Source organism: Chitinophaga sp. Hz27, from assembly GCF_042263525.1.
Taxonomy (GTDB): Bacteria; Bacteroidota; Bacteroidia; order Chitinophagales; family Chitinophagaceae; genus Chitinophaga.
In genome coordinates, this window is record NZ_JBHKFJ010000004.1 from 515,997 (window position 1) to 542,930 (window position 26,934).

Here is a 26,934-nt window from a genome sequence, read left to right on the forward strand (position 1 = left end):
TCAGACAACATCATATAGATCAGTCCTGGAAATCCAGGCGTTAATCCAACGTTACATGCGACCAGTTTTCGCCGCTTTTAATACGGTATAACTGCATTTCGCTGATATCAAACTGTTCTGCAATTTGTTTCATGGTTTTTTTACCAGGTTTGTTGAGCAGTCGTTTGATATTTTTCACTTTGCTAACGTTCAGTTTCAGGCCTTTCAGTCTGTTACGTTGCTTTTCTTTATAAGCTTTTTTAGCCGGGCTATTCTGTTGGTGGGATTCCATTTCTTCTTTGGTAGCCCATTTCAGGTTAGTGGCTTTGTTGTTTTTTTTGTCGTAGTCGAGGTGGATCACATACCTATGCGCACGGCCAGGTCTTTTCACAAAAAGCTTTGCAACTTCTCTGTGCAGGTAGAGTGACTGGTAGCTGTCGGCGGGTTTAACATTCAAAACCGTATAGCCTTCAACGGTAGAACCCGTGAGAAGCTTACCATCTTCCGTACTTTCATGATAACTGATCACTCGGCCCATGTTAGAAACAGCGTATTTTTTACGCAGGGCAGATTTGTTTTTAATCTGTAAGTCTTTCCAGACTTCGTTTCTCAGATTTTTAATTGTGGTCATGTGAAAGTAATTTTTTATTTATTGGATTTCCGGGGTTAGCGTTTAACCATAAACGTTACAACCGGCCGTATTATCATTGGCCGGCAGAAAGTCATTCACGGCCACTTGGGGAGTTGTCCTATCAAAAATATGATCTTTATATTGAATCACTATTGCATCTAGCACTTCCTCTATCTCAGCTAATGTTTTTAAAGTTACTAATTGTTGTCTGAATTCCTTTATATGAGGTAACCCTTTAAGGTAATTAGTATAATGGCGGCGCATTTCGAGTATTCCAACGACATCACCTTTCCAGGATACAGATTGTTGCAGATGTTTTTTGCAGACCTGTACTCTTTCCAAAACAGTTGGTAGAGGCAAATGTTCGCCGGTTTTCATAAAATGCTTTATCTCCCGGAAAATCCAGGGATAGCCGATGGCTGCACGACCTATCATGATACCATCTACGCCATACTTCGCACGCGCTGCCACGGCCTGTTCAGGCGTGGAGATATCTCCATTACCGAAGATGGGTATATGAATTCTTGGATTATTTTTAACTTTTCCAATGAGCGTCCAGTCGGCACTGCCCTTATACATTTGCGTACGTGTGCGCCCGTGAATGGAGAGTGCTTTGATGCCAACATCTTGTAAACGCTCTGCTACCTCTTCAATGTTTTTGGTGTTATCATCCCATCCAAGGCGGGTTTTAACCGTTACAGGGAGTTTTGTAGCTTTCACGACAGCAGCGGTAAGACTCACCATTCTGGGAATATCTTTCAGGATACCGGCGCCTGCGCCTTTACAGACAACCTTTTTAACTGGGCATCCGAAGTTGATATCCAGTAGGTCCGGATTGGTAGCCTCAACGATCTGAGCTGCCATTGCCAGCGGTTCTTCGTCGCCACCAAAGATCTGAATGCCCACAGGGCGTTCATAATCGAAGATGTCCAGTTTCTGACGGCTTTTGATTGCATCACGGATAAGTCCCTCCGAAGAAATAAACTCCGTATACATGAGATCAGCCCCGTTATCTTTGCAGACAGCGCGGAATGGGGGATCACTTACGTCTTCCATCGGCGCTAGTAAGAGTGGGAATTCCCCGAGTTCAATATTACCTATCTTCACCATAAATTGAGAACCCTGGCCTATTTGGCACTATTTATTATTATATTTATTTATATATTTTTAGTAAATGCAGCAGAGATATTGGGTTTACTGTTGCTGCATGCTTAATTTCACGCTGTAAATTTACGCATTTTAATAGAGTATTTAATTATGAACGGCTATCTAAAGCAGTATCCACCCATATTACAGTTCGTTACCATTATAGGTTTCTTCGTAGGCTTCTTTGCATTTACGTACCTGATACTTGCAACAGCCGTTCCTTACCTTACCGGCTATACGATTGTTGACATACAGACGAAAGTCCTTACGGATCATGGTCTTATAGGTGCACAGAGGCTGGTACAGTTTATCTATACCTTTGTTAGCTTCTTTTTACCGGCAGCAGTATTCAGTTACTTGTGGCAGCCCAAACCTGCTACATACCTGGGTTTGAAGACAAAGCCTGCATTCATGCAGTTATTGCTTGTCATCGTTATTTATTTCTGTGTATTACCTTTTGGTAATGTACTTGCTGAATGGAACCATACCTGGAACCTACCCAAAGCAGCATTTGAGCTACAAAAGAAGAATGAAGAACTGATTAAGGCAGTTCTCTATATGCCGAATCTCTCAGACTTATTGTTGAATATATTCTTCATGGCAGTAGTTCCAGCCATTGCAGAAGAACTATTGTTTAGAGGCGTTATTCAGCGGGTGATGATTAACATGACCCGTCAACGTTGGCTGAGCGTGGTATTTACGGGTATCATCTTCAGCTCTTTGCATGCAGAAATGCTCGATTTTCTGATGATTGCCTTACTGGGCATAGTTTTGGGAGCCGTTTATCTACTAACAAACAATCTCTGGTTAGCGATCCTGGTACATACCATCAACAATGGTTCTATGGTATTGACCTATTACCTCTTCCAACATGGTAAAATCACCACGGACCCTACCAAAGAGACACATATGCCCATATACCTTGGCCTTGCCAGTGTAGCCGTTACCGTTGGATTGTTCTGGGCATTGTCTAAACGTTCGCCGAACCAGATTCAGGTCGAAACCGTTACAGATAGTGAGGATCAGGACGAAGAAAACTAAAAGTAGTAACTTAACATTCTAAAATGATCAACTATGGAAAAAGGATGGGTTAAAGTATTCGCCAGCGACCGCCCGTACGAAACTGAAATCGTGAAAGGCATGTTGACAGAAAATGATATAGAAGCTGTTATTGTCCAAAAACAATCATCTTCCTTTACATTCACTATCCCTGGACAGGTGGAATTATATGTGCCGGAAGCCCAGGCAGAAGCAGCAAAAGCACTGGTAGCAGAACATAACAACCGTCCTACCGGTGATCCATATGAGATTGATGAGGAAGAAAGAGACGAAACAGATCATGAATAATATTTTCCGGCTGGCATTACCCGATTTTTTGCAGATTTTTGCGGCCATTAAATTTTCCGAGACAGCATGAAGACATTTTTTACCCGCACTGCATCAGCACTAGTTTTTGTGGCAGTAATGCTGGGAGGTATCCTATGGAGTCCATTTACCTTTTTTCTGCTTTTTTTCCTGGTGAATGTATTTGCCATACAGGAATATTTCAAACTTATTGGTGAAATAGACCCTGACTACAAACAAAAAACCAGCCTTCATCATATTGGCATCACCATAGCGAGCTGCGCAGTAATTACTGCGTTTACCAATAATTATTTCATGGTTAGTGGTATTTCCACCGGCTATCTGGGCTGGTGGGTGGCCATTCTTTTCCTGATGGTACTTCCTCTCGGGGAAATACTTTTCAGTAAGGACTTTTCACTGAAGAACATCGGTTATTCGGCGATGGGCCTGCTATACGTGACTATACCATTTAGTTTGCTGGTAAATATTCGGCTGAATGCTGAAAACATCCATTATACACCGGATCAGGTTGGTACAGCTCCGGGTTGGTTAATACCACTACTGTTGATCATCTTTATATGGATAAATGATACAATGGCCTATATCACAGGTTCATTAATTGGCCGTACGCCATTTGCACCAGCAATTTCTCCTAAGAAAACCATTGAGGGTACACTTGGCGGTATGATACTGGCGGTTGCCGCTGCTGGCGTCTATGGCCATTTTTGGGGTTCTTCTTATCTCGCATTGCAGCACTGGATGGCATTGGCAGGTATTGCCGCCATTTTTGGTACTATTGGGGATTTAATTGAGTCGAAACTTAAAAGAATGGCTGGCGTAAAGGATTCAGGGAATATTATGCCTGGCCATGGCGGATTCCTGGACAGATTTGATTCAATGCTGCTAGCAGCACCATTTGCGTGGATATATGTCCAAACTTTTATGCTTTGATAAATTCGTATGCTGAATTTTTTCAATTGAACTAACTTCGCACTGCGATTAAACCAATAAACAGACAAACAAATAAACAAAACAATGAAGATCCATCGTGAAGGATTTGCTACCATTTCTCTTGTATTCCTGGTTTTGCTGGTAATTAACGGGGCAGTGACCTACTGGTTCGATTCTCCGGCACTGACCTGGAGCCTCCTGGCCGTTTCTGTAGTATTTTTCCTGTTCATCGTATCCTTTTTCCGGGTACCTTCCAGGCAGAGTACCGCTAACGATAACCTCGTAATATCTCCCTGCGATGGTAAAGTAGTAGTTATTGAAGAAGTGTATGAGCCTGAATACTTTAAAGATAAAAGACTCCAGGTATCTATATTTATGAGCCCTGCTAACGTTCACGTGAACAGGAACCCAATCAGCGGCCAGATAAAGCTTTCACAATATCATCCTGGTAAATACCTGGTGGCATGGCATCCGAAATCTTCTACCGAAAACGAAAGACATTCTGTAGTTATTGATAATGGTAAAACTGCTATTCTGGTACGTCAGATCGCTGGCGCGCTGGCACGTAGAATCGTAAATTATCTGAAACCTGGCATGGAAGTGAAACAGAACGACGAAATGGGTTTCATCAAATTTGGTTCCCGTGTGGATCTTTACTTACCTTTAGGAACAGAGGTAACTGTGAAGTTGGAAGAAGTAGTGAAAGGCGAACAGACAGTTATCGCAAAACTCTAATCTGATTTTCTTACCGGATAATACTGAGCTATGAAAAAAATCACTACACTGGCAGTTGCCACCCTTTTTGTTGCCGGAGCTGTATTCGCACAGGAAAAAGCTAAAACTGTACCTGCTAAAAATACTGCTAAAACCGAAAAGAAAGCTGATTGTACGGCATCCTGTCAACAGTCTGGCGCTAAGGCTTCCAACATGAAAAGTTGCTGTAAGCAGCCTTCCAAAACGGCTGCACTCAGGGCTTCAGCTGCAAAGAAGACAACAAAATAACTCAGTCGACATATTTTTAAAAAATGCCATCTTCGGATGGCATTTTTATTTTATATCGTCCTGGTGGACAGATCAGGTCATCTGCCCACCAAAATATTTTTATAAAATACCCTGTATTTCTTTCAGGTTATTGATGGTATATGTTGGCGTAAAGTCCACTGGTGGCTTTGCAGGATTGAAATAAATCTGGTCCATACCAACACCGTGAGCGCCCTTTATATCCAGCTCCATCGCATCTCCGATCATGATGCTGTCTGCGGCAGAAGTCTCTGCTTTTGCGATCGCATAATCGAATATCTCCCGATAAGGTTTCAGACTACCAGCTACTTCAGAAGTAACGATATGTGTAAAATACTTATCAATACCAGAGTTCTTCATCTTCAGCAGCTGCGTAGATTCGAAACCGTTGGTAATCATATGCATAGGGTAGTTTTTGGCAGCCAGATAATCCAGTGTTTCCACAGTATGCGGGAACAACCGGCTTTTAGATGGCAGAATGTCCAGAAACTGGTCTGCAAGGGTTACATTCAGCTTTTCATCACCGATTTTAAAGTCGAGCAAAGTTAACCTGAAGCGTTTGTAGCGAAGATCGTTGCGGGTAATATATCCTTTTCTGAATCTATCCCAAAGGCGTTCGTTGTGACCTACATAAGCAACTGAAAATTCCTGAAATGTTGGCACTCCTTTACGTTGCAATTCATACTGATCATACAATTCCTGCAAGGTTTCCTGTTCATTGGTTTCAAAGTCCCAGAGCGTATGATCCAGGTCAAAGAAAAGATGTTTGTATCTCATGATGCGCAAAGTTACGAAATTCAGTATTTTACTGTCTTTAACGATTGTTTACTATGAATGCAGTTATCACCGGCGCCAGCAAAGGAATAGGGAAGGCCATAGCAGAAAGGCTTGCGAAAGAAGGATTTAATATTGCGATTTGTGCCAGGCATGAAGAGGCGCTACAAGCCGCTAAAAACAGTATCCAGCAACAGAATCCAGCCGTAACTGTTTTGGCGGAGCAAGTTGATATGGGAAATAAACAGGAAGTACTGGCTTTCGCGGAAAAAGTTAAATCAAAATTTTCTAGTGTTGACATCCTCGTTAACAATGCAGGCATTTTCACGCCTGGCGCGCTTTACGAAGAGGCAGACGGTCTGCTGGAGCAACTAATGGCGGTGAATGTATACAGTGCCTATCATCTTACCAGAACATTATTACCTGACATGATGATTAAACGTAACGGACATATTTTTAATTTATGCTCTGTTGCTAGTCACAAAGCCTACGCCAATGGCGGATCTTACAGTATTACCAAACATGCGTTGCTCGGTTTCAGTCGTAATCTGCGGGAAGAGATGAAGCCTTTTGGCGTAAGAGTCACCAGTATCAGCCCCGGTGCTACACTGACCGCTTCCTGGGATGGTTTTGAAGCACCTCCCGACAGGATGATGCCTCCTGAGGATATCGCCACTATTGTGTGGACCGCCTTCACACTCGCCAAACAGACCGTGGTAGAGGATATTGTTTTACGTCCGGTTTTAGGAGATATTTAACATCATATGTCATAATTTTTTAACTAACTTTTAACGGCGTCCGTACCGCATCCCTGGCGGGTTTGGTTAAATTTGTTGACATAATTATGATGGTCAGATCTGATATGAGAAAATGTTTATTCTCCTTATTGTTTTTAGTAGGACTGGTAAACTGCGCATTTGCGCAGGATTTCCGTTTTACGACCACTGTGAGTCAGAATACAGTAGCGTTGGACGAGCCATTCCAGATCCAGTTCATGTTGGAAAATGGAGTGAATGTTACTAGTGTTCAACCTCCCAACTTCAAGGATTTTGATATCCTGCAGGGCCCAAGCCAAATGCAGGGTCAGTCTATTATGAACGGACACCGTTCTGATTATTATGCTATCATCTATGTGCTGCAAGCCAAGCATATCGGAAGTTTCACTATTCCCGGCGCTGTAGCAAGAGTAAATGGTAACCTGGTAAAATCCAACCCTATCTTAATAGAGGTTAAAAAAGGTAGTTCATTTGCCCAGCAACAACAGCAGCTGCAGCAACAACAACAGCAACAGGCGATGAGTGGCTATCCGCAAAGAAGCCGCGGCGATGAAGCCATGGACCCTGTGCTGAAGAAAGGAGAGGATGTCAATGAAAAATTACGCAAGAACATCTTCGTAAAAGTAGATGTAGATAAAACAAATCTCTATGAAGGAGACCAGCTAACGGCAACGTATAAACTCTATACCCGCCTTCCCACCAGCTCCAGCGTAACCAAAGTACCAGCTTTCAAAGGATTCTCTGCTAAAGATATTGAACTTCCAAACCCGCCACAGGCAACGGAAGAAACAGTGAATGGCATTCCATATAAGGTATTCACCATTCGCAAAACTTTATTGTTCCCATTACAATCCGGCGCGCTGGAACTCGACCCTGTAGAGGTAGATAACACAGTAAGGCTAGTAAAACTGGTACAGAACAAACACGCCAAACAGAAAGATCCATTCGAAGATTTCTTTAATGATCCGGCTTTCAAAGATCCATTCTTTGATGATATGTTTAATCGTCCGGATGTAGAATATCAAGATGTTCCATACAAAACAAAGTGTAATCCGGTTCAGATCAATGTGAAACCCCTGCCAGTGGAAGGCCGTCCAACAAGCTTCAACGGCGCTGTTGGCAAGTTTAATATGGAGGCGGTGACAGATAAAACACAGCTCAGCACCGATGATGCGTTGACGTTGAAGGTCACAATCAGTGGACAAGGCAACGTAAACCTGCTGAACACTCCTAAAGTGGATATTCCTTCAGGATTCGAAAAATACGATCCTAAAGTGACCGATAACATCGAGAAAAACAGCAACCCATTAACGGGTAGCCGTACTTTCGAATTTGTATTGATGCCTACAGAGGCAGGGCAGCATATCATTCCTGCGGTTGAATTTTCTTATTTCGACCCGGTAGCCAATGCATATAAGACCATTAAATCCGAACCATTCACGATCAACATCTCCCAGGGTAAAAAAACCAAAGCTGATAAGCAAGACTATGGCCAGAACAGAAATGAGCTGGTAGGCATTCAAACGGAGGTGTTGCCTTGGGTGAAACAACATATTTGGTTTATAACCAGTATCTGGTTCTATATACTTTTATTAATTCCGGTATTAGCATTCCTGGGCGTGGCTTATTATAAGCGCCGTAAGGACTATAATACTACCAATGCGGCCTTGCTGAAACATCGTTACGCAAATAAAGTAGCGCTGAAACGCCTCGAACTGGCTGCACGTTATCTTAAAGAAGGCAAAGACAAAGCTTTCTATGAAGAAACGTCTCGTGCTGTCTGGGGCTATCTTAGCCATAAATTAAAGATCCCGTTTGCCGATCTTAGTAAGCAACTCGTGCAGGATAAACTGGCAGCAAAAAGTATTAATGGCAGCAATACCAGCGATCTTTTTGCGCTGATCGATAATTGCGAAGTAGCATTATACGCGCCAGGGCAAGACAACACCCGTATGCAAGGCACATATGAAAAGGCGGTCGGCATTATCACCAACCTGGAAAACGCATTGAAGAATTAATTTTATAACAACCAGGCAAATGTTCCATTCAAGAATGATCAAATCGTTATTCCTGGCTATGGGCCTGTTATTCGCCACCTGTACGTCACAGGTAATGGCACAGCAGGCAACACCTCAACAACGTTTTGACCAAGCCAATAATCTATATCGTCAGAGTAAATTCACAGAATCTGCTAACGCTTATCAACAACTGATTGATGAGGGCTATACCGAACGTTCCCTGTATTTCAACGCAGGTAATGCCTGGTATAAGGCTGGCAAAACAGGTCCGGCTGTCTTTAATTATGAAAAAGCATTACAGCTCTCGCCGGAAGATGCTACTGTTAAACACAATCTTGCTATTGCCAATCAGAAAGTCAACGGCTTCGTAGGGGAGTTACCGTTAGTGTTCTTTCAACAGTGGTGGCTGCAGCTTCAACATATTCATAGTAGCAATGGATGGGCAACATTTGCATTGATATTTTTCTGGCTGCTGGTGATAGGTATGATCATGAATCTCTTTATTCCGGGCTTCAACAACAAATATCTCACCTGGGGTAACTACCTGTTTGGCATCTTATTCATTCTGCATTTGCTGATGGCGGTAGATACCTACAATATTGCCAATAACCATGATAATGGCATCGTGATGACGGCTACCGTGAAAGTAAAAGCTGCGCCTGATGATAGCAGCAAGGATTTGTTTGAACTACACGAAGGCATGAAGGTGAAAGTCCTGGACTCTACTAAAGAGTTTTGTAAGATAGAGCTGAATGACGGTAAAAACGGATGGATAATCTGTAATGGTGTAAAACGGCTATAGCAGCGAATTCCGACAGTTTAATCATTTATATAAAATATGCTCAGGCTGACCATCGACAGTATTACTGTTAGGTTAGCCTGAATTTTTTGCCCTATAGGCAGATGATGACCGTGATTACATACGCTCTATTCGCAGGAGAAAGTCTTGCTTTTTTTGCCGGGATACAGGCACACTTTGACCGTCGCACATAATGATTTCGCCACCATCGCCTTTGATATACTTATCCATGAAGGAGAGGTTGACGATATAACAGTTATGCACTCTGAAGAAGGCTTTATCCTCCAGCAGCTCTTCCATTTCTTTGAGGGTCCGGGCAGCGGAGAAAGATTTGTCCTGTGAGCGCAGGTGTACATTGGTGTTAGCGCCATCAGATTCGCAGTAGAGGATATCATTGACGATGACCATGCGTAAACCTTCAGCAGTGGGGAGAGCAAGTCTTTCTGCTTGTTTAATATGTTGATGGAGTATTTCTACGAGATGATCTACTTTTTTTGCAACAGGCTGACCAAGTTTTGCGATTGCTTTTTCGACAGCAGCTTGTAATTCAATGGCATCAATGGGTTTGAGCAAATAATCCAGTGCGCTATGTCTGATGGCTTGCACCGCATAGTGATCATAAGCTGTGGTGAAGATCACAGCAAAGGCACCTCTTTTACAGGCTTCTAATACCTGGAAACCGTCTAGCCCTGGCATTTCGACGTCCAGGAATAACAGTTGAGGTTCGTATTTAACGATTGCTTCGAGGGCGGCCTCACCGTTACTACAGGTAGCCATTACCGAGATATTCGGACAGTTATTTTCCAGTAGTATACGAAGTACATCCCGACTATGTTTCTCGTCGTCCACAATGATGGCTCGCATGGGAGAATTGAAAGATTGATACAGCTGATAAATAGTTGGAAACACTTGTATTTTCAGGCGTTTCCGGGTTGAAAAATTACGTCTTTTTTTCTAGTTATCCAAACCGGTTCAGCCAACCAGCGCCTGCCTGCAGGAAGTATGGCGCATACTGATAACAATGCGGTTTCCACAGGGACTGGAAGCGCTATCAATAAGTTGTTGCGTGGAGATACTTGCTTTCATCTGATAGCGTTCACTCATCATATAAAGCCTTTCGGCAGCGATGTCAATGCAGTTTGCCAGCCGTTCGCTGGTATCATCCAGGAGCCTCATTTCTGGTTCACCGTTATCTTCTACGGTAATAAAAATTCTTTCATCATCTCTGTCGATATATATGGTCAGTTCACCGCCGCTTTTCTGGGGGCGGAGCAGCAAGCGTTGCCAGATGGCGTATTGGACATAAGGCTGAATGATCAGGGGAGGGATCAGACTATTGTGCGGTTCTATGTCTGGCGCTACATGCAGTTGATATCGAAACTGTTGGTCGAAGCGTAGTTGTTCCAGTTGCAGATATAATTCCAGCGCATCCAGGTCTTCATGGAGGGTAACCCATTCTTTATTAAAGTTGGACATCACCATCCTCATGAGGCGGGAAAACCGGGTAAGATAAAGAGATGCGAGGTCTGTGCTGGTAGTAAGAATATAATGATGGATAGCGTTGAGGCTATTGAAAATAAAATGTGGGTCGAGCTGTGCCTGGAAAGCGTGGATTTCCAGGTTAATCATGGCTTGCTGCGCGGTGATTGCTTTAGCGGAGGCGCGGCGAATCTTTCTTTCTCGCAAAAAGAAAAGAATCATGAGCGTAAGGGTACTTAGGATGAAAAATGCCCAGTACGGCCATGCAACTGCCAGAACTGCATCTTTGAGAATATGTGCCACCGTCAAGTTATAGGGGAGAAATGCCTCTCCCGTTTTTAAATATCGGGCAAAACGACACTAAAGTGAAGTAGCAATTTATACTAGGCGGAAAATAGGCAGAAAGCGGTTACAATTAGCGGAAAACTGGTTATACAAAAAAGCTGACCTAAAACGGTGGGAGAAAGTCACCCTGTTTTAGGTCAGCTTTAATAATGTTTTTATAAAGATCAGGCTTCGGTGAATTTGTAGCCTACGCCTCGCACTGAGTGGAAGTATTTAGAGTTACGGCTATCTTCTTCGAAGTATTTCCTGAAGTTAAGGATGAAGTTGTCGATGGTTCTCGTAGTAGGGTAGACGTTATATCCCCAAACTACCTGGAGGATCTTTTCGCGGGTAACTACTTCCCCTTTATTTTCTATGAGGAGTTTGAGAAGCATGGCTTCTTTTTTACTGAGCTCATAGTGTTTACCATCTTTTCCGATACATTCCTGTGCGGCGAAGTCGATGGTATTGTTACCGAATTTATATACGTTAGGGACGCTGTCCTTATCCTGTATTTTCTTGTTTTTTACGATGAGTTTTTCAACGCGGAGGAGTAATTCTTCCAGGTTGAAGGGCTTGGTCATGTAGTCATCGCCGCCTTTTTTGAGGCCGAGTACTCTGTCGGCGCTGCTATTTTTGGCGCTAAGGAAGAGGATGGGCACTTCATTATTCTGGATGCGGATATTCTCACAAACGGCGATACCGTCCATTTCCGGGAGCATGATATCGAGTATAATGAGGTCGAAATATTCGTTTTTCACTGCCTTTAGAGCAGCGGTACCATTGTCCACAGCGGTTACTTCATATCCTTCCAGCTCCAGGTTCAGCTTCAGCGCTTCCTGGAGGTTCTCTTCGTCTTCAACCAGTAGTATTGATGCCTTTGTAGCTTCCTTCATGAGTATATATTTGATTGTAAGTCAAATGATGGGATTAATGGGCTGCCAGTTAATCCGTAGTTTAAATTTACGCCGTTTGGATGGAAAAATTCGTCCATGTTATTTCAAAGCAGGCGCCGGAAGGTTTATTATCCAGTACTTCAATAGTTCCGTTGTGTTGCTCTACAATTTTAGCTGTAAGGAACAGGCCCAGGCCGGAACCTTTTGCTTTCCTTGTATTTTCGTTGCCTACGCGGTAAAACTTCAGGAAGATTCTTTCTTTTTCTTCGTCAGGGATACCAGGACCTTCGTCAATGACCTGCAATTTGAGTTGTTTGTTTTCTTCAAACAGCTTTACAAAGATGGTACTATTGCGGGGTGCATATTTGGCAGCATTTTCCACAAGGTTACTGAGTACGATGTGTAACATCAGCTTATCACCTTCCATCCATACTCCTGGCAAAATGCTTGCCTGAATGTCATGAGTGCCAATTCGTCCGCCTAATTCTTTAATTCCTGCCTCAAAGATGCCGGAAATATTCAGTGGTTCCTTAAATAGTTGGTATTTATGGGTTTCCAGCTGTGCTGCGAGGAGGATATTATTACAGAGTTGATCGAGGCGATTGGTTTCGCGAATGGTATTTTCTATTAGCCTGGTTTGTTTTTCTTCGTCCAGTTTATGTTTACGAATTGTTTCCAGGTTAAGTTTGGCGGCGGCTATGGGGGATTTCAGCTCATGTGTGACCGCCATCATGAAGTTTTGCTGTTGGCGGCTAAGTTTCATGTACTTCAGTACTGCTCTGAATACGAATCCTGCACCCATAAGGATAATACCGAGGAAGGTAAGTCCTTCGCCCAGGTATTTGAATGACCGCATTCTTTCATCTTTCTGAATACGTTGAAATTCTATCTGGTATTCAACGGGTTGCGTAAGACTATCTGTCCGAAGCTTCAGGTTTTGCAGTTCGAATGTGGTAATCTGGTGGCTTTGTCTGAGCAACAGGATACCCCACCATACCAGCGCTGCCACTGTATATGCCAGAACGAGGAGGTAAAGAAAGGAGACAGATTTGCCTCCTTGCATGTAGTTAAAAAATCTTTTCATTACGGCCTATTGCCGGCTTTCTCAATCCGCAGACCGACATTCATCACATAGGGGAGCGGATTTTGCCGCATATTTTGTTCAAAAGTTATTTTGTACGTGCCTGGTTTGTTGAAGATAGCGTTGCGCTGTATAGGGATACGATGTTCGTAGATATCATCTATACCTGCGCCTAACCATTTTCCGGATGCTTCGGCCAGCGGTAGTTCAACGCGCTGACTTTGCGGAATACTATCGCCAGGATATTGCGTACTTACCAGTAACCAGAGGTTACTATAAGGATAGCCAGCAGTATGTCTGACGTTGACGTATATGTTATACAGCGAGGCTGTATCTTCCGGTTCGAATTTTACTTCAAAAGAAGGCTTGTAATCATAGGCCCAGTCGTGTCCTGGAATTTCCAGGTTTTTCTCGTAGGCATCCATTTTAGGAGGCTTGCAGGCGGCAGCCAGTAAAAATAGGCCTGCGGTTACCAGGAGTAATCTCTTCATAAGGTGAGCGCCTTACTATAAAACGTTTAATACTTGTTCTTTTGCTTTCTCCAGTTCATCCTTCATTAATACTACCCACTGCTGGATACCTGCGTCATTTGCTTTGGAGCCGGTGGTATTGATTTCACGGCCTACTTCCTGTAATACGAAGCCCAGTTTTTTACCTTTGGCTGGATCTCCTTCTTTCAGGATTTCTTTGAAATAGCGACAGTGATTTTCCAGACGGGAGAGCTCTTCAGAGATATCCAGTTTTTCCAGATAGAAGATAAGTTCTTGTTCCAGTCTGTTGGCATCTACATTTTCTTTTCCCACATGTTCGGCGAGTAAGCCTTCCAGGCGTTGACGGATACGGTCTTTGCGGAGCGGATCCAGTTCTTTCACCTTACCCATGTAGGTTTCAATATTGTCAATGCGGGTCATCAGATCAGATTCGAGCATGATACCTTCATCTTGTCTGTGAGCGTCGAGGTCTGTAAGGGCAGCCTGTAATGCTTCTTCCACATCTTTCCATTCCTGTTCAGACATCTGTTCGGTGGCAGGAGATACTACTTCTGGTAATTTCATCAGGATGTTGAGCATATCCCCCTGCGGCAATTCGAGCTGATTTGCGAGCATGGTAATGGACTCATAATAGTACTTAGCCAGGTCGGTGTTGATAACAACCGGTCGGGTAGCACCATTCTGACGAATGTTGATGGTAGCATCGAGGGTACCGCGTTGCAGCACTTGTTGCATTTGAGAGCGGATTTCAAACTCGTAGGGTTTCAGCAAAGGAGAAAACTTCAAGTTCACCTCAAACTGTTTTCCGTTGAGCGATTTGATCTCCACCACAATTGTTGTTTCGCCTCTCGTGCTCTCCGCCCTTCCGAAGCCAGTCATTGATTTCAGCATAATAGAAATTTGTAGGCAACAAACCTAGTTAAATAAGCTCAGAAAGCCAAAAGCATAAATCATAATACCGGCAGTCTGAGTTTTTTATATATCTCCTCTTTACTGAGGCTGATCATATCACCGGAAGCCATTCCGGCTACATTGATTTCTTCGATGCGATAACGTACAAGCCTCAACGTAGGAAAACCAACAGCTGCAGTCATTTTACGTACCTGTCTGTTTTTGCCTTCCTGTAATGTCAGGCTGATCCAAGGCGCAGGAATGCTCTTCCTGAAACGGATAGGAGGGTTCCGCGGCGGTAATGCTGGTTCTTCATCAAATAACCGCGCCTTGCAACGACGGGTCTGGTAAAGTTTTCCATCCACATTTATCTGCACTCCCTGTTGTAATTTATTAACTGCCTCTTCTGTAACAGCACCATCTACCTGTACCCAGTATTCCCTTTCATGTGCATGCTTAGGAGATAACAATCGGTGATTCAATGCTTTATCATTCGTCAGTATTAACAAGCCTTCACTATCATAATCCAGCCGTCCTACGGGATATACATCCGATGGAACTTTGAAATAATCTGCCAGACAGGCTTTATTTCCTTCTGGAGTAAATCTTGTTAATACCTCATATGGTTTATAAATTACATAATAATTAAATGCCACCGACCTTTTGCTTTGGTTAAGGAGCCGTAAATTAGTACATTTGCATGATTCGATATGAGTATACCTAATAATCCTTCTTGCGAGAAATGTAAAGATCGCTTTGCTTCCATCTTCTGCAAAGCAGACCACAGCAATCTTGAACAGATTGATGCGGCTAAAGTTTGCTCTTCTTATAAGAAGGGGCAGGTTATCTTCCATGAAGGAGCCTATCCCTTTGGTGTATTCTGTATCAACGATGGAAAGATAAAACTCTCCCATAGTGGCGACGACGGTCGTGAGCAAATCGTTCGTCTGGTGAAAGCCGGCGATATCATGGGTTATAAAGCCCTGCTCAGCAACGAACGCTATACCGCCACCGCCACTGCACTGGAAGATTCTTCCATCTGCTTCATTCCTAAAGACCTCTTTCTAGGCATCCTCCAAAAAGATGCGTCCATGTCTTTTGAGATGATGCGCATCTTATCCAGTGAATTACGCAAAGCGGAATTAAAAATTACTCACCTGGCCCAGAAGCCAGTAAGAGAGCGCCTCGCCGAAACACTGCTCTTCATCAGAGAAACCTACGGCCTCGAACCTGATGGCCAAACCCTCAACGTTCGTCTCTCCAGAGAAGAAATTGCCAACCTGGTAGGCACCGCCACTGAATCTGCCATTAGATTACTGTCCGAATTCAAAAAAGACGGTATGATTGAACTCGACGGTAAAAAAATACGCCTGCTTGATGTTCCACAGATAATCAGAACGGCTAACCTTCACGACTAATCCTGATATTTATCATTTTCTGCCTTGACGCTTGTCATTGTGTAGCCCATGCTTCGCGGGTATTTTTGCTATATCAAAAATTCACCCGAACTGATGCATGCTTTCGCCATTATAAATTTTCATGAACTTACTCCGCCCGCCCTATGCGATGTGGTGAGGCATAAATTTCATCATGCCATAGAACAGGCTGCCGACCAAGTGGCCAGCTACTTCACTTTGGAGCGGCAGGACGACACCTTTGCGCCTTCTTCAGCCGATATACAACAATTACTGTTTTCCCGTTTGCACGCTGAAGTTATTCAAACCATCCGTAAAGAAGATACCATCCTTTACCCGGTTATCAAAAGCCAGCAGCCACAATCACCACCCATCAAATGCATACAACACGCAACTTTTGTTACCATCCGTCACTCATTCCAGAAGATCACACTGTTATTGCAAAAAATCAGACAAGTAGCCGGCAACTACCAGATACAAAGCAACTGGAGCAGCGCCTATAAGTTATGCATCAATGATATGTACATCACTGAACAATTGATCATGCAATGGATATACGTCACGCAGAATATCCTGTATCCTTCAGTCACCAAACCCGGTACTATCATCATTGAACAGAATGATTTTAATAACGCAACAAGTATTGACTAATGGCTCAGATTAATACCAACATCCGGACAACCTGCTACCATTGCGGGGAAGATTGCCAGGAAACCAATATCACCCTGGCGGGTAAACCTTTCTGCTGTGAAGGTTGTAAACTAGTTTACGAAATCCTTAACCAGAACGACCTTTGCGAGTATTATGACCTGAACAGCAAGCCAGGTATCAATCAACGCATACAGGTCAGAAAAGATAAGTTTGCCTTCCTGGAAGATGCTGGTATCCAACAACACCTGATCCAATATAAAGATGAATCTCAGACGCATGTTTCTTTCTATCTACCGCAAATACACTGTAGCTCTTGTCTCTGGCTGCTGGAAAATCTTCATAAACTAAACGAAGGCGTACTTCGTGTAACCGTTAACTTTAGTCGCAAAACCGCGCAAATCATCTACCTACACCAACTTACTACGTTAAGGAGTGTAGCCGAAACGCTTACCGGTATTGGATATGAACCTTATATCAGTCTAAATGATATCCAGAAAGAACAAAAACCACGCGTAAACCGACAGTTAATTTACCAACTAGGCGTAGCTGGATTTTGTTTCGGCAATATTATGTTGCTTAGCTTCCCAGAATACTTCTCCGGATCAGTACATAATACTTCCGCCATGAATACCATGTTCCAATACATGAACCTGGTACTGGCGCTGCCTGTATTTTTTTATAGTGCACAAGCTTTCTATAAATCTGCCTGGGGTGGCCTGAAACATGGCTTTCTCAATATCGATGTACCCATTGTATTAGCCATCTTCGTAACGTTTGTCAGGAGTCTTGCGGAAGTAGCTGCAGGGTATTCCGGCTATTTCGATTCGATGACCGGCATTGTGTTCTTTATGCTTATAGGCAGAGTATTACAGGAAAAAACATACCAGGGACTTTCCTTCGACCGCGACTATACGTCCTATTTTCCCATAGCCGTTCACATTATAAAAGACGGCAAAGAAGTACCTACATCCCTGCCGGAAATTAAAGTAAATGACACCCTGTTGATTCATCATCAGGAGTTGATTCCGGCTGATGGTATTATATCGCGCGGAAAAGCGCTGATAGACTATAGCTTTGTAACCGGGGAATCTGCCCCGGTACAAAAAAATGTTGGTGAAATCGTTTATGCAGGCGGCCGGCAACTGGAAGGTAACATCGAAATCCTAAGCATTAAAGAGGTGGCACAGAGCTACCTGACAAGCCTCTGGAACCGTGATACTTTTAAAGAACAGGAAGAAAAACATGTTTCCTTCGTGCACTTGCTCAGCCGTTATTTCACTTGGGTAGTATTACTTATAGCCGTAACTACTGCTGCTTATTGGGCGGCTACAGATCCTAATAAAATATGGCCTTCCGTAACCGCAATCTTGATTATTGCTTGCCCATGTGCATTATTGCTGGCATCTTCCTTTACCAACGGACATATATTACGCATCCTGAGCAGGCATAAACTTTATCTCCGTAATGCGCAGGCCATCGAAAATCTTGCTGATACTACTCATATTGTATTTGATAAAACCGGTACACTTACCAGTAAATCTGGTGCTGAGGTAAGATATCTCGGGACACCACTAACACCACTACAGGAAATGATGATCAGCAGTCTGGCGGGGCAGTCTACACACCCGCTCAGCAAGGCTATCAGGAGTTATTGCAGTACCACCAGTGCATATGTGATCCGGGATTTCCAGGAGTTCACAGGGAGAGGAGTTTGTGGTTGGGTCAATGATACATTTATTCGGATGGGAAGTGCAGGGTTTACAGGCATCCATAATAAAGAAGAGCAAGATGGCAGCGTTGTATTTGTAGCTATCAATGAAAAACCGTTAGGTTTTTTTACCATCAGGAATAGCTACAGGCCTGGTATCAGGAATATGCTGGAGAAGATCAGGAATTACTTTGACTTGTCTGTTTTGACGGGAGATAATACCAGGGAGGCCGCCAGTTTACGATTGTTGATGGGAAGTAGCGCTACGCTTAAGTTTGAGCAACAGCCAGCAGATAAGTTAGAGTATATAATTAGCTTACAAAAGAAAGGCGCGAAGGTATTAATGATAGGAGATGGGCTCAATGATGCCGGCGCATTGAAACAAAGTGATACTGGTATTTCCGTTGCGGAAAGTACTAACAACTTTACACCTGCCAGCGATGGAATTATTGAAGCACAGCAGTTACATCTGTTGCCAAATTTTATTCAATTATGTCGTGCAAACAGAAAGATTGTCATTATTAGTTTTATCATCTCACTGTTATATAATATAACAGGATTATTCTTTGCTGTGCAAGGAATATTATCTCCACTTGTGGCGGCGATATTGATGCCTGCCAGCTCTATCAGCATTATTGTATTGACCTTTACGATGAGTGAACTATACGGTAAAAAGCTTGCTGCAAATGCATTTTCAGGCATTACTGACAAAAATCATGTTTAAGATTGAGTATTATCATTGTACTCCCTCAGCAGAGGATCTACCTTTGATATCGACACGAAACATTACATAGATAACCTCAAAGCGCTAGTATTAATGCCCGTCGTTGAAATGGGCCCCGCAAATTGACCGTTTGCGGGGCAACGGGTAACTCTTGCCGCTGCGATCGTACCTGAAAACTAATTTATTGTTGTTATGGGCGTCATCATACTATTACTGGGAGCGAGTTTGGCCGTTGCACTCGGATTTCTTGCCGCGTTTATATGGTCTGTGAAACACGGACAATTTGAAGATGATTTTTCTCCTGCACACCGTATCCTCTTCGATGAGAAGAAGTATAACGGTAATGATTAAACGTAATTCCGCATTTCAATCCATCAATACTTATGTCACTCGAAAAATTCTACTACGACAACCGAACGGTTAAACTGTTTGCCTATGCCTGTGTTTTCTGGGGGCTTATAGGAATGTTAGCCGGTCTGTGGGCCGCCACATCGCTGGTTATCCCAGATCTTAACCTGGGATTTGCGCCTACTACTTTTGGCCGCATGCGACCAGTGCACACCAACGCGGTCATTTTCGCATTTGTTGGTAATGGTATCTTCATGGGCGTTTATTATTCTCTCCAGCGCTTATGTAAAGCCAGGATGTTTAGCGATCTGCTAAGCAAGATTCACTTCTGGGGTTGGCAAGCCATCATTGCAGGCGGTGCGCTAACACTGTTTCTCGGTTATACTACCGGTAAAGAGTATGCAGAACTGGAATGGCCTTTTGATATCGCTATTACCCTTATCTGGCTTGTATTCGGCGCTAATATGCTGGGCACCATTTTAAAGAGAAGAGAAGCTCATTTGTATGTAGCTATCTGGTTCTATATCGGCACCTGGGTTGCTATTGCCATGCTACACATCATTAACTCTTTCGAGTATCCGCTGGCATTCTTCAAAAGCTATTCTTGGTACGCTGGCGTACAGGATGCTTTAGTACAATGGTGGTATGGTCATAATGCTGTAGCATTTTTCCTGACAACACCCTACCTCGGTTTGATGTACTACTTTGTTCCGAAAGCCGCTAACAGACCTGTATATTCTTACCGTTGGTCTATCATACACTTCTGGTCATTGATATTTATTTATATATGGGCAGGACCTCACCACTTACTATATACTGCATTACCTGAGTGGGCACAATCATTGGGAACTGTATTCTCTATCATGCTGATTGCACCGTCATGGGGTGGTATGCTCAACGGCTTGCTGACACTGCGCGGCGCCTGGGACAGAGTAAGAGAAGACGCCATTCTGAAATTCTTTGTGGTAGCGCTTACATGCTACGGTATGGCTACCTTCGAAGGACCAATGCTTTCACTGAAAAACGTGAACGCAATCAGCCACTATACCGACTGGACTATTGCTCACGTACACGTTGGTGCACTGGGATGGAATGGATTCCTGACCTTCGGTATTCTCTACTGGCTTATTCCCAGAATTTTCTCTACACAGTTATATAGCCGCAAATGGGCGAACACACACTTCTGGATCGGTACACTGGGTATCATTTTCTATGTAATTCCACTGTATTGGGCTGCCTTCACACAGAGTATGATGTGGAAACAGTTTACAGAAGAAGGAACACTTAAATATCAGTTCCTGGAAACTGTTACTGCCATATTACCAATGTATGCGCTGCGCGCAGTAGGAGGGCTCTTATATGTGTCTGGTGTGGTATTAATGATTGTCAACCTGACCAAAACCATTCGCCGTGGCTCTTTTGTTGCCAACGAAGCTGCCGAAGCAGCACCATTACCAAAAGTGATCACTACACACGGAAAATCTCACTGGCATAACTGGGTGGAACGTCGTCCAATTCAGTTGGTAGTATTCAGTTTGATAGTGGTAGGTATCGGTGGCATGCTGGAAATGGTGCCCACCTTCCTTGTAAAAAGTAATATTCCAACCATTACCAGTGTAAAACCATATACACCGTTAGAGCTGCATGGCCGCGATATATATCTGAGAGAAGGCTGTTATACCTGTCACTCTCAAATGATCCGCCCATTCCGTGATGAGGTAGCTCGTTACGGCGAATACTCCAAAGCTGGTGAATTTGTTTACGACCATCCATTCCAGTGGGGTAGTAAACGTACAGGTCCTGACCTGGCGCGTATCGGTGGCAAATATCCAGACTCATGGCATTTCAACCACATGCTGGATCCTACTTCTATGTCTCCCGGATCTATCATGCCACAGTATCCATGGTTATTTGAAGACAGAATAGACAAAAGCAGGACTCCTGCAATGATCAATGTGATGCGTAAGCTCGGTGTTCCATATCCAACAGGTTACGAAACCAGGGCCAATGAAGATCTAGACAAACAAGCGACAGCAATTGTGGAGAATCTTCATAAAGACAAACTTCCAGTTGGTAAAGACCGTGAGATCGTAGCCCTGATTGCTTATCTGCAACGTCTTGGAAAGGATATTAAATCCGAACCAAAACCAGTTACATCTACCGCAACAACAGCTAGTACTGACTACTAAATCTAATCATCATGAAATTCATCAATTATCTGCAATCCATCTCTGGTATCAGTATTTATCCGCTTATCACGCTGGTGCTGTTCGTGCTGTTTTTTATCGGGGCTGCATATCTGGCATTCAGTGCAGACAAGCGGATGATGGAACATGTGAGTCGTATTCCACTGGATAAAGAAGAAAATTAAAATACTTATGAATCTCAGACAACTAATCATATTAACAGCAGGTACGTTAATCAGCGTGCCTGCCTTCGCCGAGGGGAAGCCACAGCCATCGGAGCTATCTGACCCTGTGGCACTGGTACTCATAACGGTATGCGGTGGCTTGCTGATCGCCATTGCTATACTCGGAAATGCAGTAATGGGAGCCATGGATATATTTAGAGAGAGGATGAAGAAAGATGCCGGGAAAGCAGTTATTACTATGGGTATCATCCTCCTGGGGATGTTGAGTACAAGCAATGCATCTGCAGCTGATACCCTGGTAGAAACTGCCACTAACGGCATCTTATCTAAAACATCTCTCTGGGTATTAGTCTCTGTTATACTCCTAGAAATCCTTGTAATCATAAGCCTGCTCTTTACTCTGAAACACCTGGTGGGTATTCAGCGCAAACGGAAACCGAAGAAAGTCGCCGTTCCTGGTAAACCTCGCGTTTCTTGGTTAGAAAAAATCAATAAAACAAGAACGGTAGATGAAGCATCAGAGGCAGAAGAAGATATGGGGCATGAATACGATGGTATACGTGAGCTGAATAACCCTACCCCACCATGGTGGAAATGGGGATTCTACTTCAGCATATTCTTTGGAGTAGTTTACCTCTGGCGTGGTTATGTGTCAGAAACAGCCCCTACACAAATACAGGAACTCGCCATGGCAGAAGAAAAAGCTGCTGCTGCCAAAGCGGAATACATGAAAAATGCTGCTAACAATGTAGATGAAAATACCGTGAAGCAACTCACGGCAGCAGATGAACTCGAAGCAGGGCAGAAGCTGTTCGTCAGCAACTGTGCCCCTTGCCACGGGCCGCAAGGACAGGGTGTTGTAGGCCCTAACCTGACAGACGATTTCTGGCTACATGGCGGCAAAATCAATGACGTCTTCAAAACTATTAAATACGGTGTCCCGGAAAAAGGAATGAAGTCATGGCAGGAGGACTTTTCCCCAAGACAAATAGCCTTGCTAGCAAGCTATATCAAGTCTATCCATGGTACCAATCCTCCTAATCCGAAAGCACCTCAGGGCGAAAAAGAGTAAGACATGTCCGACAGTACAACATTCAGAGACAGCATAGCCACAGTTGATAAGCAAGGAAAACGCAAATGGATATTTGCAAAACAGCCTACTGGTCGTTTTTATAATATCCGCACAGTTCTCAGCATTTTCTACTTTTTTGCATTTTTTAGCCTGCCGTTTATTTCAATAAATGGCAGGCCCTTGTTTATGCTCAATGTGGTAGAAGGAAAATTCATTCTCTTTGGCGCTATTTTTTGGCCACAGGACTTCTTCATTTTCGGGCTGGCCATGCTGGCTTTTATTCTGTTTATTGTACTCTTTACGATGGCTTTTGGCCGCTTATTCTGTGGGTGGGCCTGTCCACAAACCATTTTTATGGAGATGTTGTTCCGGAGAGTAGAATACTGGATCGAAGGAGATGCCGCTCAGCAACAGTTACTACAGCGTTCCCCTTGGAACACCAATAAGATCATTCGCAAATCCGCCAAACATCTCATTTTTTACCTGATCTCTTTCATTATTGCCAACATATTCCTCGCTTATATCATTGGCGCCAAAGCCTTGGAAAAAATCATCATGGAGCCATTTAGCGCCCACATGGGTGGCTTTATTGCTATACTGGTATTCTCCGGAGTCTTCTATGGCGTTTATGCGTTCATGAGAGAACAGATATGCACCATTATCTGCCCTTACGGACGCTTGCAGGGCGTGTTGCTGGACAAAAACAGCGTACTGGTAGCCTATGATTATAATCGTGGAGAACCTCGCGGAAAATACCGTAAAGATGAAGATCGTGCAGCGGGAGACTGCATCGATTGCCTGCAATGTGTAAGGGTTTGTCCTACGGGGATAGATATACGGAACGGAACACAACTGGAATGTGTGAACTGCACCGCCTGTATAGATGCCTGTGACTTTATGATGGAGAAAGTCGGCCGTCCCCGTGGGCTTATCCGTTATGCCTCCGAAAATAATATCGCTAAGAAAGAAACGCTACGGTTTACACCTCGGCTAAAAATATACACAACCATACTAGTGGTTATTCTCGGCGCCATCGTAGGCATGTTATCCAGCCGCAAACCTGTTACCGGCACTATTATCCGAACTGCTGGTATGCTTTACCAGGAGAGAGGAACTGATAGTATTTCAAATCTCTACAGAATAAAACTGATCAATAAAACTACCGCCGGCATCCCGCTGGAACTAAAACTGGAAGGAACACCAGGCGTCATTGAAATGATCGGTAAATCATCCATTACTGTTAAAGCCGAAGGACAAGGAGAAGGAACTTTCTTTATCGTGCTGCCTAAAACCGCAGTGCAAGGAAGAAAATCAAAAATAAGGATAGGACTCTACGAGAATAATATGCTGATAAGCAGTATCAACACAACTTTCTCCGGCCCGATTGCCTTTTAAGTTATCATACACATCATCAATACTTTACCATGAACTGGGGATATAAAATCATTATCGTTTTCACATTGTTCGCCGTTGGTATGCTGACGCTGGTCACCAAAAGTATGCGTACAAAAATTGATATGGTTACAAACGATTACTACAGCGAAGAGCTGAAGTACCAGGATATCATTGAAGGAAGAAATAATGCAGGTCGTTTATCCGCGCCTGTTAAGGTAACCCAACCGGGTGAGACCGTGTCTATTACTATGCCGGAAGAGCTTATCGGCAGGGCTATTAAGGGAAACATTTCTTTCTATCGGCCTTCCGATTCCAATAAAGATTTTGCGGTGCCTTTACAACCTGATCATAATGGTAATCAAACAGTTGCCCGAGAGAAATTTATCCGTGGAAATTATCGCGTAAAGATTCAGTGGGAGATGGATAACAAACAGTATTACCAGGAAGAAGTTCTTCACATCAACTAAGCAATTATGTTTACACTGACCGCCTTTTTACTTGGATTTGCAGGCAGTTTTCACTGTGTGGGTATGTGTGGGCCTATTGCGCTTGCGTTGCCTGTACAGCACCTGCAAGGTGCGCGGAAACTGGCAGGCATCTTCCTATATAACACAGGTAGAATCAGTGTATACACGTTATTCGGGTTGCTGTTTGGATGGCTGGGACAACAACTGTTTCTGGGAGGATTTCAGCAATGGTTGTCTGTAACTGCAGGACTTATTTTACTGTTTACAGTATTGGTAAATTATATCCTGAGTTCCCGGAAATTTCAGTTCACCATGCCAGGGATGATGACTACACAGGTAAAAGCTGCACTGGGCAAATTACTCGTACAACAGCGATTCAGTACGTTATTCATTATAGGAGTTTTGAATGGTTTGTTGCCCTGCGGGTTAGTATATATGGGTATTACCGGCGCAGCAGCTACGGGCACAGTAGAGAAAGGAATGCTATTCATGGCAGCATTCGGCGCCGGTACCCTTCCTGCGATGGCGGGAGCCGCCTGGTTCGGTCATCTTCTGAGTATTGGCATACGTAATAAAATGCGTAGGCTGGTCCCCGTTATGATCTCCATAATGGCCATTCTGCTTATCATGCGTGGCATGAATCTGGGCATCCCTTATATCAGTCCAGTTATCAACCAGCAGCACGAAAAAATTTTTGAGCATTGCTTTAAACCTTAATTCACATGAGCCTACTACAGAAATACAATGTGGCAGCGCCACGATATACCAGTTATCCTACTGTTCCTTATTGGGATGAATCTTCCTTTGATCTGGAAAGATGGAAAGGTTTATTAAGAAAATCTTTTCTTGAATCTAACAACACAGATGGTATCAGTTTATACCTCCATCTTCCATTCTGCGAGAAACTTTGCACATACTGTGGCTGCAATAAGCACATCACGGTAAATCATAGTGTGGAAGAACCCTATATCGCAGCAATGTTAAAAGAGTGGCAACTATATACTGCGGTCTTCGGAGAGAAGCCGCGCATCCGGGAGATACATCTTGGAGGTGGTACTCCTACCTTTTTTAGCGCGGCGCACTTGGGTATACTGCTGGACGGCATACTTGCATCTGCCACTTTATTACCAGATGCAGCATTGAGTTTCGAAGGTCATCCCGGAAATACCACGAAGGCACATCTGGAGGTCTTATATCAGCTTGGTTTCAGAAGGATAAGTTTAGGTATACAGGATTTTGATCCTAAGGTCCAGGAGATTATCAATCGCATACAACCATTTGAAACAGTGGCAACTGTGATGGAGCAGGCAAGAGAAACAGGCTTCGACTCTATCAACTTTGACCTGATATATGGGCTGCCTTTGCAAACGCAACAAAGCATAGAGGACACCATACAAAAAGTGATGGAGTTACGTCCAGACAGGATCTCTTTTTACAGTTATGCACATGTTCCCTGGATGAAAGGAAATGGACAGCGTAAATATGATGAATCAGATCTTCCAAAGGATGAAGAAAAGAGAAAGCTGTATGAAACCGGTAAGCAACATTTTGAAGCTGCCGGCTATACTGAAATAGGCATGGATCATTTTGCATTACCTGGAGATGAACTGTATACTGCATTTCATGATGGAACACTGCACCGTAACTTCATGGGTTATACTGTTTTGCATACCTCATTGTTAGTGGGATTAGGTGCCTCTTCCATTGGTGATAACTGGTATGCCTATGTCCAAAACGAGAAACATACCGCTACTTACCAGGAGAAAGTAAACAGGGGAGAATTTCCAATCGTCCGCGGACATATTCTCAGTGAGGAAGACCTGTTGATAAGAGGGCATATTCATGACCTGATGTGTAATTTCGAAACACGATGGCATAAGCCCGATACGCAGTGTGATGCAGTGATTGCGGGGATTGACAGGCTGCAGGAATTAGAGCGGGACGGACTTGTAAATGTAATGCCAGACAGGGTACAGGTAACAACAACTGGAAGAACGTTTATCAGAAATATATGCATGGCGTTTGATGCAAGATTATGGCGTAAACTTCCTTCATCACAACTTTTTAGCCAAGCAATTTAATCCTGACTATAACTGCTACCGGATAAGCCCGATTTTTTTTGTTAAAATCGGGCTAACTGGTGTCCGAAAATCCCATTTTTTGAAAAATCGGGAGAGGAGGGC

The 26,934-nt window shown here is 43.6% G+C and carries 29 protein-coding genes; 19 read left to right on the plus strand and 10 right to left on the minus strand.

Going from position 1 to position 26,934, the window contains the following annotated elements; genetic code table 11:
• Positions 1-40 precede the first annotated feature (40 nt).
• Both ACE38W_RS11620 and dusB read right to left on the minus strand, forming a co-directional pair.
• Entirely contained in the window at positions 41-610 is a 570-nt protein-coding gene (locus ACE38W_RS11620; protein WP_375831017.1) for an NUMOD4 domain-containing protein, read from the minus strand.
• Positions 611-652: 42 nt separating this feature from the next.
• Positions 653-1,720 (minus strand): tRNA dihydrouridine synthase DusB, encoded by a 1,068-nt coding sequence (gene dusB / locus ACE38W_RS11625; protein ID WP_375831018.1) that lies wholly within the window; start codon positions 1,718-1,720, stop codon positions 653-655.
• A 147-nt stretch (positions 1,721-1,867) separates the two neighbouring features.
• Between dusB and ACE38W_RS11630 the strand changes: the two genes are divergently transcribed.
• The 5 genes from ACE38W_RS11630 to ACE38W_RS11650 all read left to right on the plus strand — a co-directional run bounded on the left by ACE38W_RS11630 (position 1,868) and on the right by ACE38W_RS11650 (position 5,053).
• Positions 1,868-2,797 carry a lysostaphin resistance A-like protein gene (locus ACE38W_RS11630; RefSeq protein ID WP_375831019.1) on the plus strand — a complete coding sequence of 310 codons (930 nt, stop codon included), beginning with the start codon at positions 1,868-1,870 and terminating at the stop codon, positions 2,795-2,797.
• 33 nt (positions 2,798-2,830) lie between these two features.
• Entirely contained in the window at positions 2,831-3,103 is a 273-nt protein-coding gene (locus ACE38W_RS11635) for a DUF2007 domain-containing protein (RefSeq protein WP_375831020.1), read from the plus strand.
• Positions 3,104-3,169: 66 nt separating this feature from the next.
• Positions 3,170-4,051: a phosphatidate cytidylyltransferase gene (locus tag ACE38W_RS11640; protein WP_375831022.1), complete on the plus strand. Its 882-nt coding sequence runs from the start codon at positions 3,170-3,172 to the stop codon at positions 4,049-4,051.
• 84 nt (positions 4,052-4,135) lie between these two features.
• Entirely contained in the window at positions 4,136-4,786 is a 651-nt protein-coding gene (locus ACE38W_RS11645) for a phosphatidylserine decarboxylase family protein (RefSeq protein ID WP_375831023.1), read from the plus strand.
• A gap of 30 nt (positions 4,787-4,816) precedes the next feature.
• Positions 4,817-5,053 carry a hypothetical protein gene (locus tag ACE38W_RS11650; RefSeq protein ID WP_375831025.1) on the plus strand — a complete coding sequence of 79 codons (237 nt, stop codon included), beginning with the start codon at positions 4,817-4,819 and terminating at the stop codon, positions 5,051-5,053.
• Between the two features lie 99 nt (positions 5,054-5,152).
• Here the strand turns inward: ACE38W_RS11650 and ACE38W_RS11655 are convergent, their stop codons facing one another.
• Positions 5,153-5,848: a YjjG family noncanonical pyrimidine nucleotidase gene (locus ACE38W_RS11655; RefSeq protein ID WP_375831027.1), complete on the minus strand. Its 696-nt coding sequence runs from the start codon at positions 5,846-5,848 to the stop codon at positions 5,153-5,155.
• Positions 5,849-5,901: 53 nt separating this feature from the next.
• Between ACE38W_RS11655 and ACE38W_RS11660 the strand changes: the two genes are divergently transcribed.
• The 3 genes from ACE38W_RS11660 (at position 5,902) to ACE38W_RS11670 (ending at position 9,441) form a co-directional block, all read left to right on the plus strand.
• A complete protein-coding gene (locus ACE38W_RS11660; protein WP_375831029.1) occupies positions 5,902-6,603 on the plus strand; it encodes an SDR family oxidoreductase in 702 nt (233 codons plus the stop codon).
• 104 nt (positions 6,604-6,707) lie between these two features.
• Complete coding sequence (locus tag ACE38W_RS11665; RefSeq protein ID WP_375831030.1) at positions 6,708-8,639, plus strand: BatD family protein; 1,932 nt, start codon at positions 6,708-6,710, stop codon at positions 8,637-8,639.
• 19 nt (positions 8,640-8,658) lie between these two features.
• Positions 8,659-9,441 (plus strand): SH3 domain-containing protein, encoded by a 783-nt coding sequence (locus ACE38W_RS11670; RefSeq protein WP_375831031.1) that lies wholly within the window; start codon positions 8,659-8,661, stop codon positions 9,439-9,441.
• A 114-nt stretch (positions 9,442-9,555) separates the two neighbouring features.
• Here the strand turns inward: ACE38W_RS11670 and ACE38W_RS11675 are convergent, their stop codons facing one another.
• From ACE38W_RS11675 to ACE38W_RS11705, 7 genes are all read right to left on the minus strand, one after another.
• Complete coding sequence (locus tag ACE38W_RS11675) at positions 9,556-10,302, minus strand: LytR/AlgR family response regulator transcription factor (protein ID WP_375831033.1); 747 nt, start codon at positions 10,300-10,302, stop codon at positions 9,556-9,558.
• Positions 10,303-10,410: 108 nt separating this feature from the next.
• Positions 10,411-11,220: a sensor histidine kinase gene (locus ACE38W_RS11680; protein ID WP_375831035.1), complete on the minus strand. Its 810-nt coding sequence runs from the start codon at positions 11,218-11,220 to the stop codon at positions 10,411-10,413.
• A 206-nt stretch (positions 11,221-11,426) separates the two neighbouring features.
• Positions 11,427-12,137 carry a response regulator transcription factor gene (locus ACE38W_RS11685; RefSeq protein ID WP_167014223.1) on the minus strand — a complete coding sequence of 237 codons (711 nt, stop codon included), beginning with the start codon at positions 12,135-12,137 and terminating at the stop codon, positions 11,427-11,429.
• Positions 12,138-12,204: 67 nt separating this feature from the next.
• On the minus strand, positions 12,205-13,221 hold the full coding sequence (locus tag ACE38W_RS11690) for an ATP-binding protein (RefSeq protein ID WP_375831036.1): 1,017 nt from the start codon (positions 13,219-13,221) through the stop codon (positions 12,205-12,207).
• Entirely contained in the window at positions 13,221-13,709 is a 489-nt protein-coding gene (locus tag ACE38W_RS11695; protein ID WP_375831038.1) for a gliding motility lipoprotein GldH, read from the minus strand. The genes ACE38W_RS11690 and ACE38W_RS11695 overlap by 1 nt, the downstream gene beginning before the upstream one ends.
• 15 nt (positions 13,710-13,724) lie before the next feature.
• On the minus strand, positions 13,725-14,600 hold the full coding sequence (locus ACE38W_RS11700; RefSeq protein ID WP_375831039.1) for a YicC/YloC family endoribonuclease: 876 nt from the start codon (positions 14,598-14,600) through the stop codon (positions 13,725-13,727).
• 59 nt (positions 14,601-14,659) lie between these two features.
• The gene (locus ACE38W_RS11705) at positions 14,660-15,256 is read right to left on the minus strand and encodes a pseudouridine synthase (RefSeq protein WP_375831040.1); all 597 of its coding nucleotides are present in this window, start codon (positions 15,254-15,256) and stop codon (positions 14,660-14,662) included.
• 54 nt (positions 15,257-15,310) lie between these two features.
• Between ACE38W_RS11705 and ACE38W_RS11710 the strand changes: the two genes are divergently transcribed.
• The 11 genes from ACE38W_RS11710 to hemN all read left to right on the plus strand — a co-directional run bounded on the left by ACE38W_RS11710 (position 15,311) and on the right by hemN (position 26,832).
• On the plus strand, positions 15,311-16,018 hold the full coding sequence (locus tag ACE38W_RS11710) for a Crp/Fnr family transcriptional regulator (RefSeq protein ID WP_375831042.1): 708 nt from the start codon (positions 15,311-15,313) through the stop codon (positions 16,016-16,018).
• A gap of 93 nt (positions 16,019-16,111) precedes the next feature.
• Positions 16,112-16,666 carry a hypothetical protein gene (locus tag ACE38W_RS11715; RefSeq protein ID WP_375831044.1) on the plus strand — a complete coding sequence of 185 codons (555 nt, stop codon included), beginning with the start codon at positions 16,112-16,114 and terminating at the stop codon, positions 16,664-16,666.
• The gene (locus tag ACE38W_RS11720) at positions 16,666-19,098 is read left to right on the plus strand and encodes a heavy metal translocating P-type ATPase (RefSeq protein ID WP_375831045.1); all 2,433 of its coding nucleotides are present in this window, start codon (positions 16,666-16,668) and stop codon (positions 19,096-19,098) included. Before ACE38W_RS11715 ends, ACE38W_RS11720 begins: the two co-directional genes overlap by 1 nt.
• Positions 19,099-19,290: 192 nt before the next feature.
• Positions 19,291-19,449: a cbb3-type cytochrome oxidase assembly protein CcoS gene (ccoS, locus tag ACE38W_RS11725; protein ID WP_167014207.1), complete on the plus strand. Its 159-nt coding sequence runs from the start codon at positions 19,291-19,293 to the stop codon at positions 19,447-19,449.
• A gap of 32 nt (positions 19,450-19,481) precedes the next feature.
• Positions 19,482-21,635 carry a cytochrome-c oxidase, cbb3-type subunit I gene (gene ccoN, locus ACE38W_RS11730; RefSeq protein WP_375831046.1) on the plus strand — a complete coding sequence of 718 codons (2,154 nt, stop codon included), beginning with the start codon at positions 19,482-19,484 and terminating at the stop codon, positions 21,633-21,635.
• Between the two features lie 11 nt (positions 21,636-21,646).
• Positions 21,647-21,817 carry a CcoQ/FixQ family Cbb3-type cytochrome c oxidase assembly chaperone gene (locus ACE38W_RS11735; RefSeq protein WP_375831047.1) on the plus strand — a complete coding sequence of 57 codons (171 nt, stop codon included), beginning with the start codon at positions 21,647-21,649 and terminating at the stop codon, positions 21,815-21,817.
• Positions 21,818-21,824: 7 nt separating this feature from the next.
• Positions 21,825-22,889: a cbb3-type cytochrome c oxidase N-terminal domain-containing protein gene (locus ACE38W_RS11740; protein ID WP_375831048.1), complete on the plus strand. Its 1,065-nt coding sequence runs from the start codon at positions 21,825-21,827 to the stop codon at positions 22,887-22,889.
• Between the two features lie 3 nt (positions 22,890-22,892).
• Positions 22,893-24,284 carry a cytochrome c oxidase accessory protein CcoG gene (gene ccoG / locus ACE38W_RS11745; protein WP_375831050.1) on the plus strand — a complete coding sequence of 464 codons (1,392 nt, stop codon included), beginning with the start codon at positions 22,893-22,895 and terminating at the stop codon, positions 24,282-24,284.
• A 29-nt stretch (positions 24,285-24,313) separates the two neighbouring features.
• Positions 24,314-24,751 carry a FixH family protein gene (locus tag ACE38W_RS11750; RefSeq protein ID WP_375831052.1) on the plus strand — a complete coding sequence of 146 codons (438 nt, stop codon included), beginning with the start codon at positions 24,314-24,316 and terminating at the stop codon, positions 24,749-24,751.
• A 6-nt stretch (positions 24,752-24,757) separates the two neighbouring features.
• Positions 24,758-25,468, plus strand: coding sequence for a sulfite exporter TauE/SafE family protein (locus ACE38W_RS11755; protein WP_375831054.1), 711 nt, complete (start codon positions 24,758-24,760; stop codon positions 25,466-25,468).
• A 5-nt stretch (positions 25,469-25,473) separates the two neighbouring features.
• The gene (gene hemN / locus ACE38W_RS11760; RefSeq protein WP_375831056.1) at positions 25,474-26,832 is read left to right on the plus strand and encodes an oxygen-independent coproporphyrinogen III oxidase; all 1,359 of its coding nucleotides are present in this window, start codon (positions 25,474-25,476) and stop codon (positions 26,830-26,832) included.
• Positions 26,833-26,934 lie beyond the last annotated feature (102 nt).

Coding starts and splice junctions, on each gene's coding strand:
- ACE38W_RS11620 (WP_375831017.1), bottom strand. CDS start 610: ATGACCACAATTAAAAATCTGAGAAACGAAGTCTGGAAAGACTTACAG.
- dusB (WP_375831018.1), bottom strand. CDS start 1,720: ATGGTGAAGATAGGTAATATTGAACTCGGGGAATTCCCACTCTTACTA.
- ACE38W_RS11630 (WP_375831019.1), top strand. CDS start 1,868: ATGAACGGCTATCTAAAGCAGTATCCACCCATATTACAGTTCGTTACC.
- ACE38W_RS11635 (WP_375831020.1), top strand. CDS start 2,831: ATGGAAAAAGGATGGGTTAAAGTATTCGCCAGCGACCGCCCGTACGAA.
- ACE38W_RS11640 (WP_375831022.1), top strand. CDS start 3,170: ATGAAGACATTTTTTACCCGCACTGCATCAGCACTAGTTTTTGTGGCA.
- ACE38W_RS11645 (WP_375831023.1), top strand. CDS start 4,136: ATGAAGATCCATCGTGAAGGATTTGCTACCATTTCTCTTGTATTCCTG.
- ACE38W_RS11650 (WP_375831025.1), top strand. CDS start 4,817: ATGAAAAAAATCACTACACTGGCAGTTGCCACCCTTTTTGTTGCCGGA.
- ACE38W_RS11655 (WP_375831027.1), bottom strand. CDS start 5,848: ATGAGATACAAACATCTTTTCTTTGACCTGGATCATACGCTCTGGGAC.
- ACE38W_RS11660 (WP_375831029.1), top strand. CDS start 5,902: ATGAATGCAGTTATCACCGGCGCCAGCAAAGGAATAGGGAAGGCCATA.
- ACE38W_RS11665 (WP_375831030.1), top strand. CDS start 6,708: ATGAGAAAATGTTTATTCTCCTTATTGTTTTTAGTAGGACTGGTAAAC.
- ACE38W_RS11670 (WP_375831031.1), top strand. CDS start 8,659: ATGTTCCATTCAAGAATGATCAAATCGTTATTCCTGGCTATGGGCCTG.
- ACE38W_RS11675 (WP_375831033.1), bottom strand. CDS start 10,302: ATGCGAGCCATCATTGTGGACGACGAGAAACATAGTCGGGATGTACTT.
- ACE38W_RS11685 (WP_167014223.1), bottom strand. CDS start 12,137: ATGAAGGAAGCTACAAAGGCATCAATACTACTGGTTGAAGACGAAGAG.
- ACE38W_RS11690 (WP_375831036.1), bottom strand. CDS start 13,221: ATGAAAAGATTTTTTAACTACATGCAAGGAGGCAAATCTGTCTCCTTT.
- ACE38W_RS11695 (WP_375831038.1), bottom strand. CDS start 13,709: ATGAAGAGATTACTCCTGGTAACCGCAGGCCTATTTTTACTGGCTGCC.
- ACE38W_RS11700 (WP_375831039.1), bottom strand. CDS start 14,600: ATGCTGAAATCAATGACTGGCTTCGGAAGGGCGGAGAGCACGAGAGGC.
- ACE38W_RS11710 (WP_375831042.1), top strand. CDS start 15,311: ATGAGTATACCTAATAATCCTTCTTGCGAGAAATGTAAAGATCGCTTT.
- ACE38W_RS11715 (WP_375831044.1), top strand. CDS start 16,112: ATGCATGCTTTCGCCATTATAAATTTTCATGAACTTACTCCGCCCGCC.
- ACE38W_RS11720 (WP_375831045.1), top strand. CDS start 16,666: ATGGCTCAGATTAATACCAACATCCGGACAACCTGCTACCATTGCGGG.
- ccoS (WP_167014207.1), top strand. CDS start 19,291: ATGGGCGTCATCATACTATTACTGGGAGCGAGTTTGGCCGTTGCACTC.
- ccoN (WP_375831046.1), top strand. CDS start 19,482: ATGTCACTCGAAAAATTCTACTACGACAACCGAACGGTTAAACTGTTT.
- ACE38W_RS11735 (WP_375831047.1), top strand. CDS start 21,647: ATGAAATTCATCAATTATCTGCAATCCATCTCTGGTATCAGTATTTAT.
- ACE38W_RS11740 (WP_375831048.1), top strand. CDS start 21,825: ATGAATCTCAGACAACTAATCATATTAACAGCAGGTACGTTAATCAGC.
- ccoG (WP_375831050.1), top strand. CDS start 22,893: ATGTCCGACAGTACAACATTCAGAGACAGCATAGCCACAGTTGATAAG.
- ACE38W_RS11750 (WP_375831052.1), top strand. CDS start 24,314: ATGAACTGGGGATATAAAATCATTATCGTTTTCACATTGTTCGCCGTT.
- ACE38W_RS11755 (WP_375831054.1), top strand. CDS start 24,758: ATGTTTACACTGACCGCCTTTTTACTTGGATTTGCAGGCAGTTTTCAC.
- hemN (WP_375831056.1), top strand. CDS start 25,474: ATGAGCCTACTACAGAAATACAATGTGGCAGCGCCACGATATACCAGT.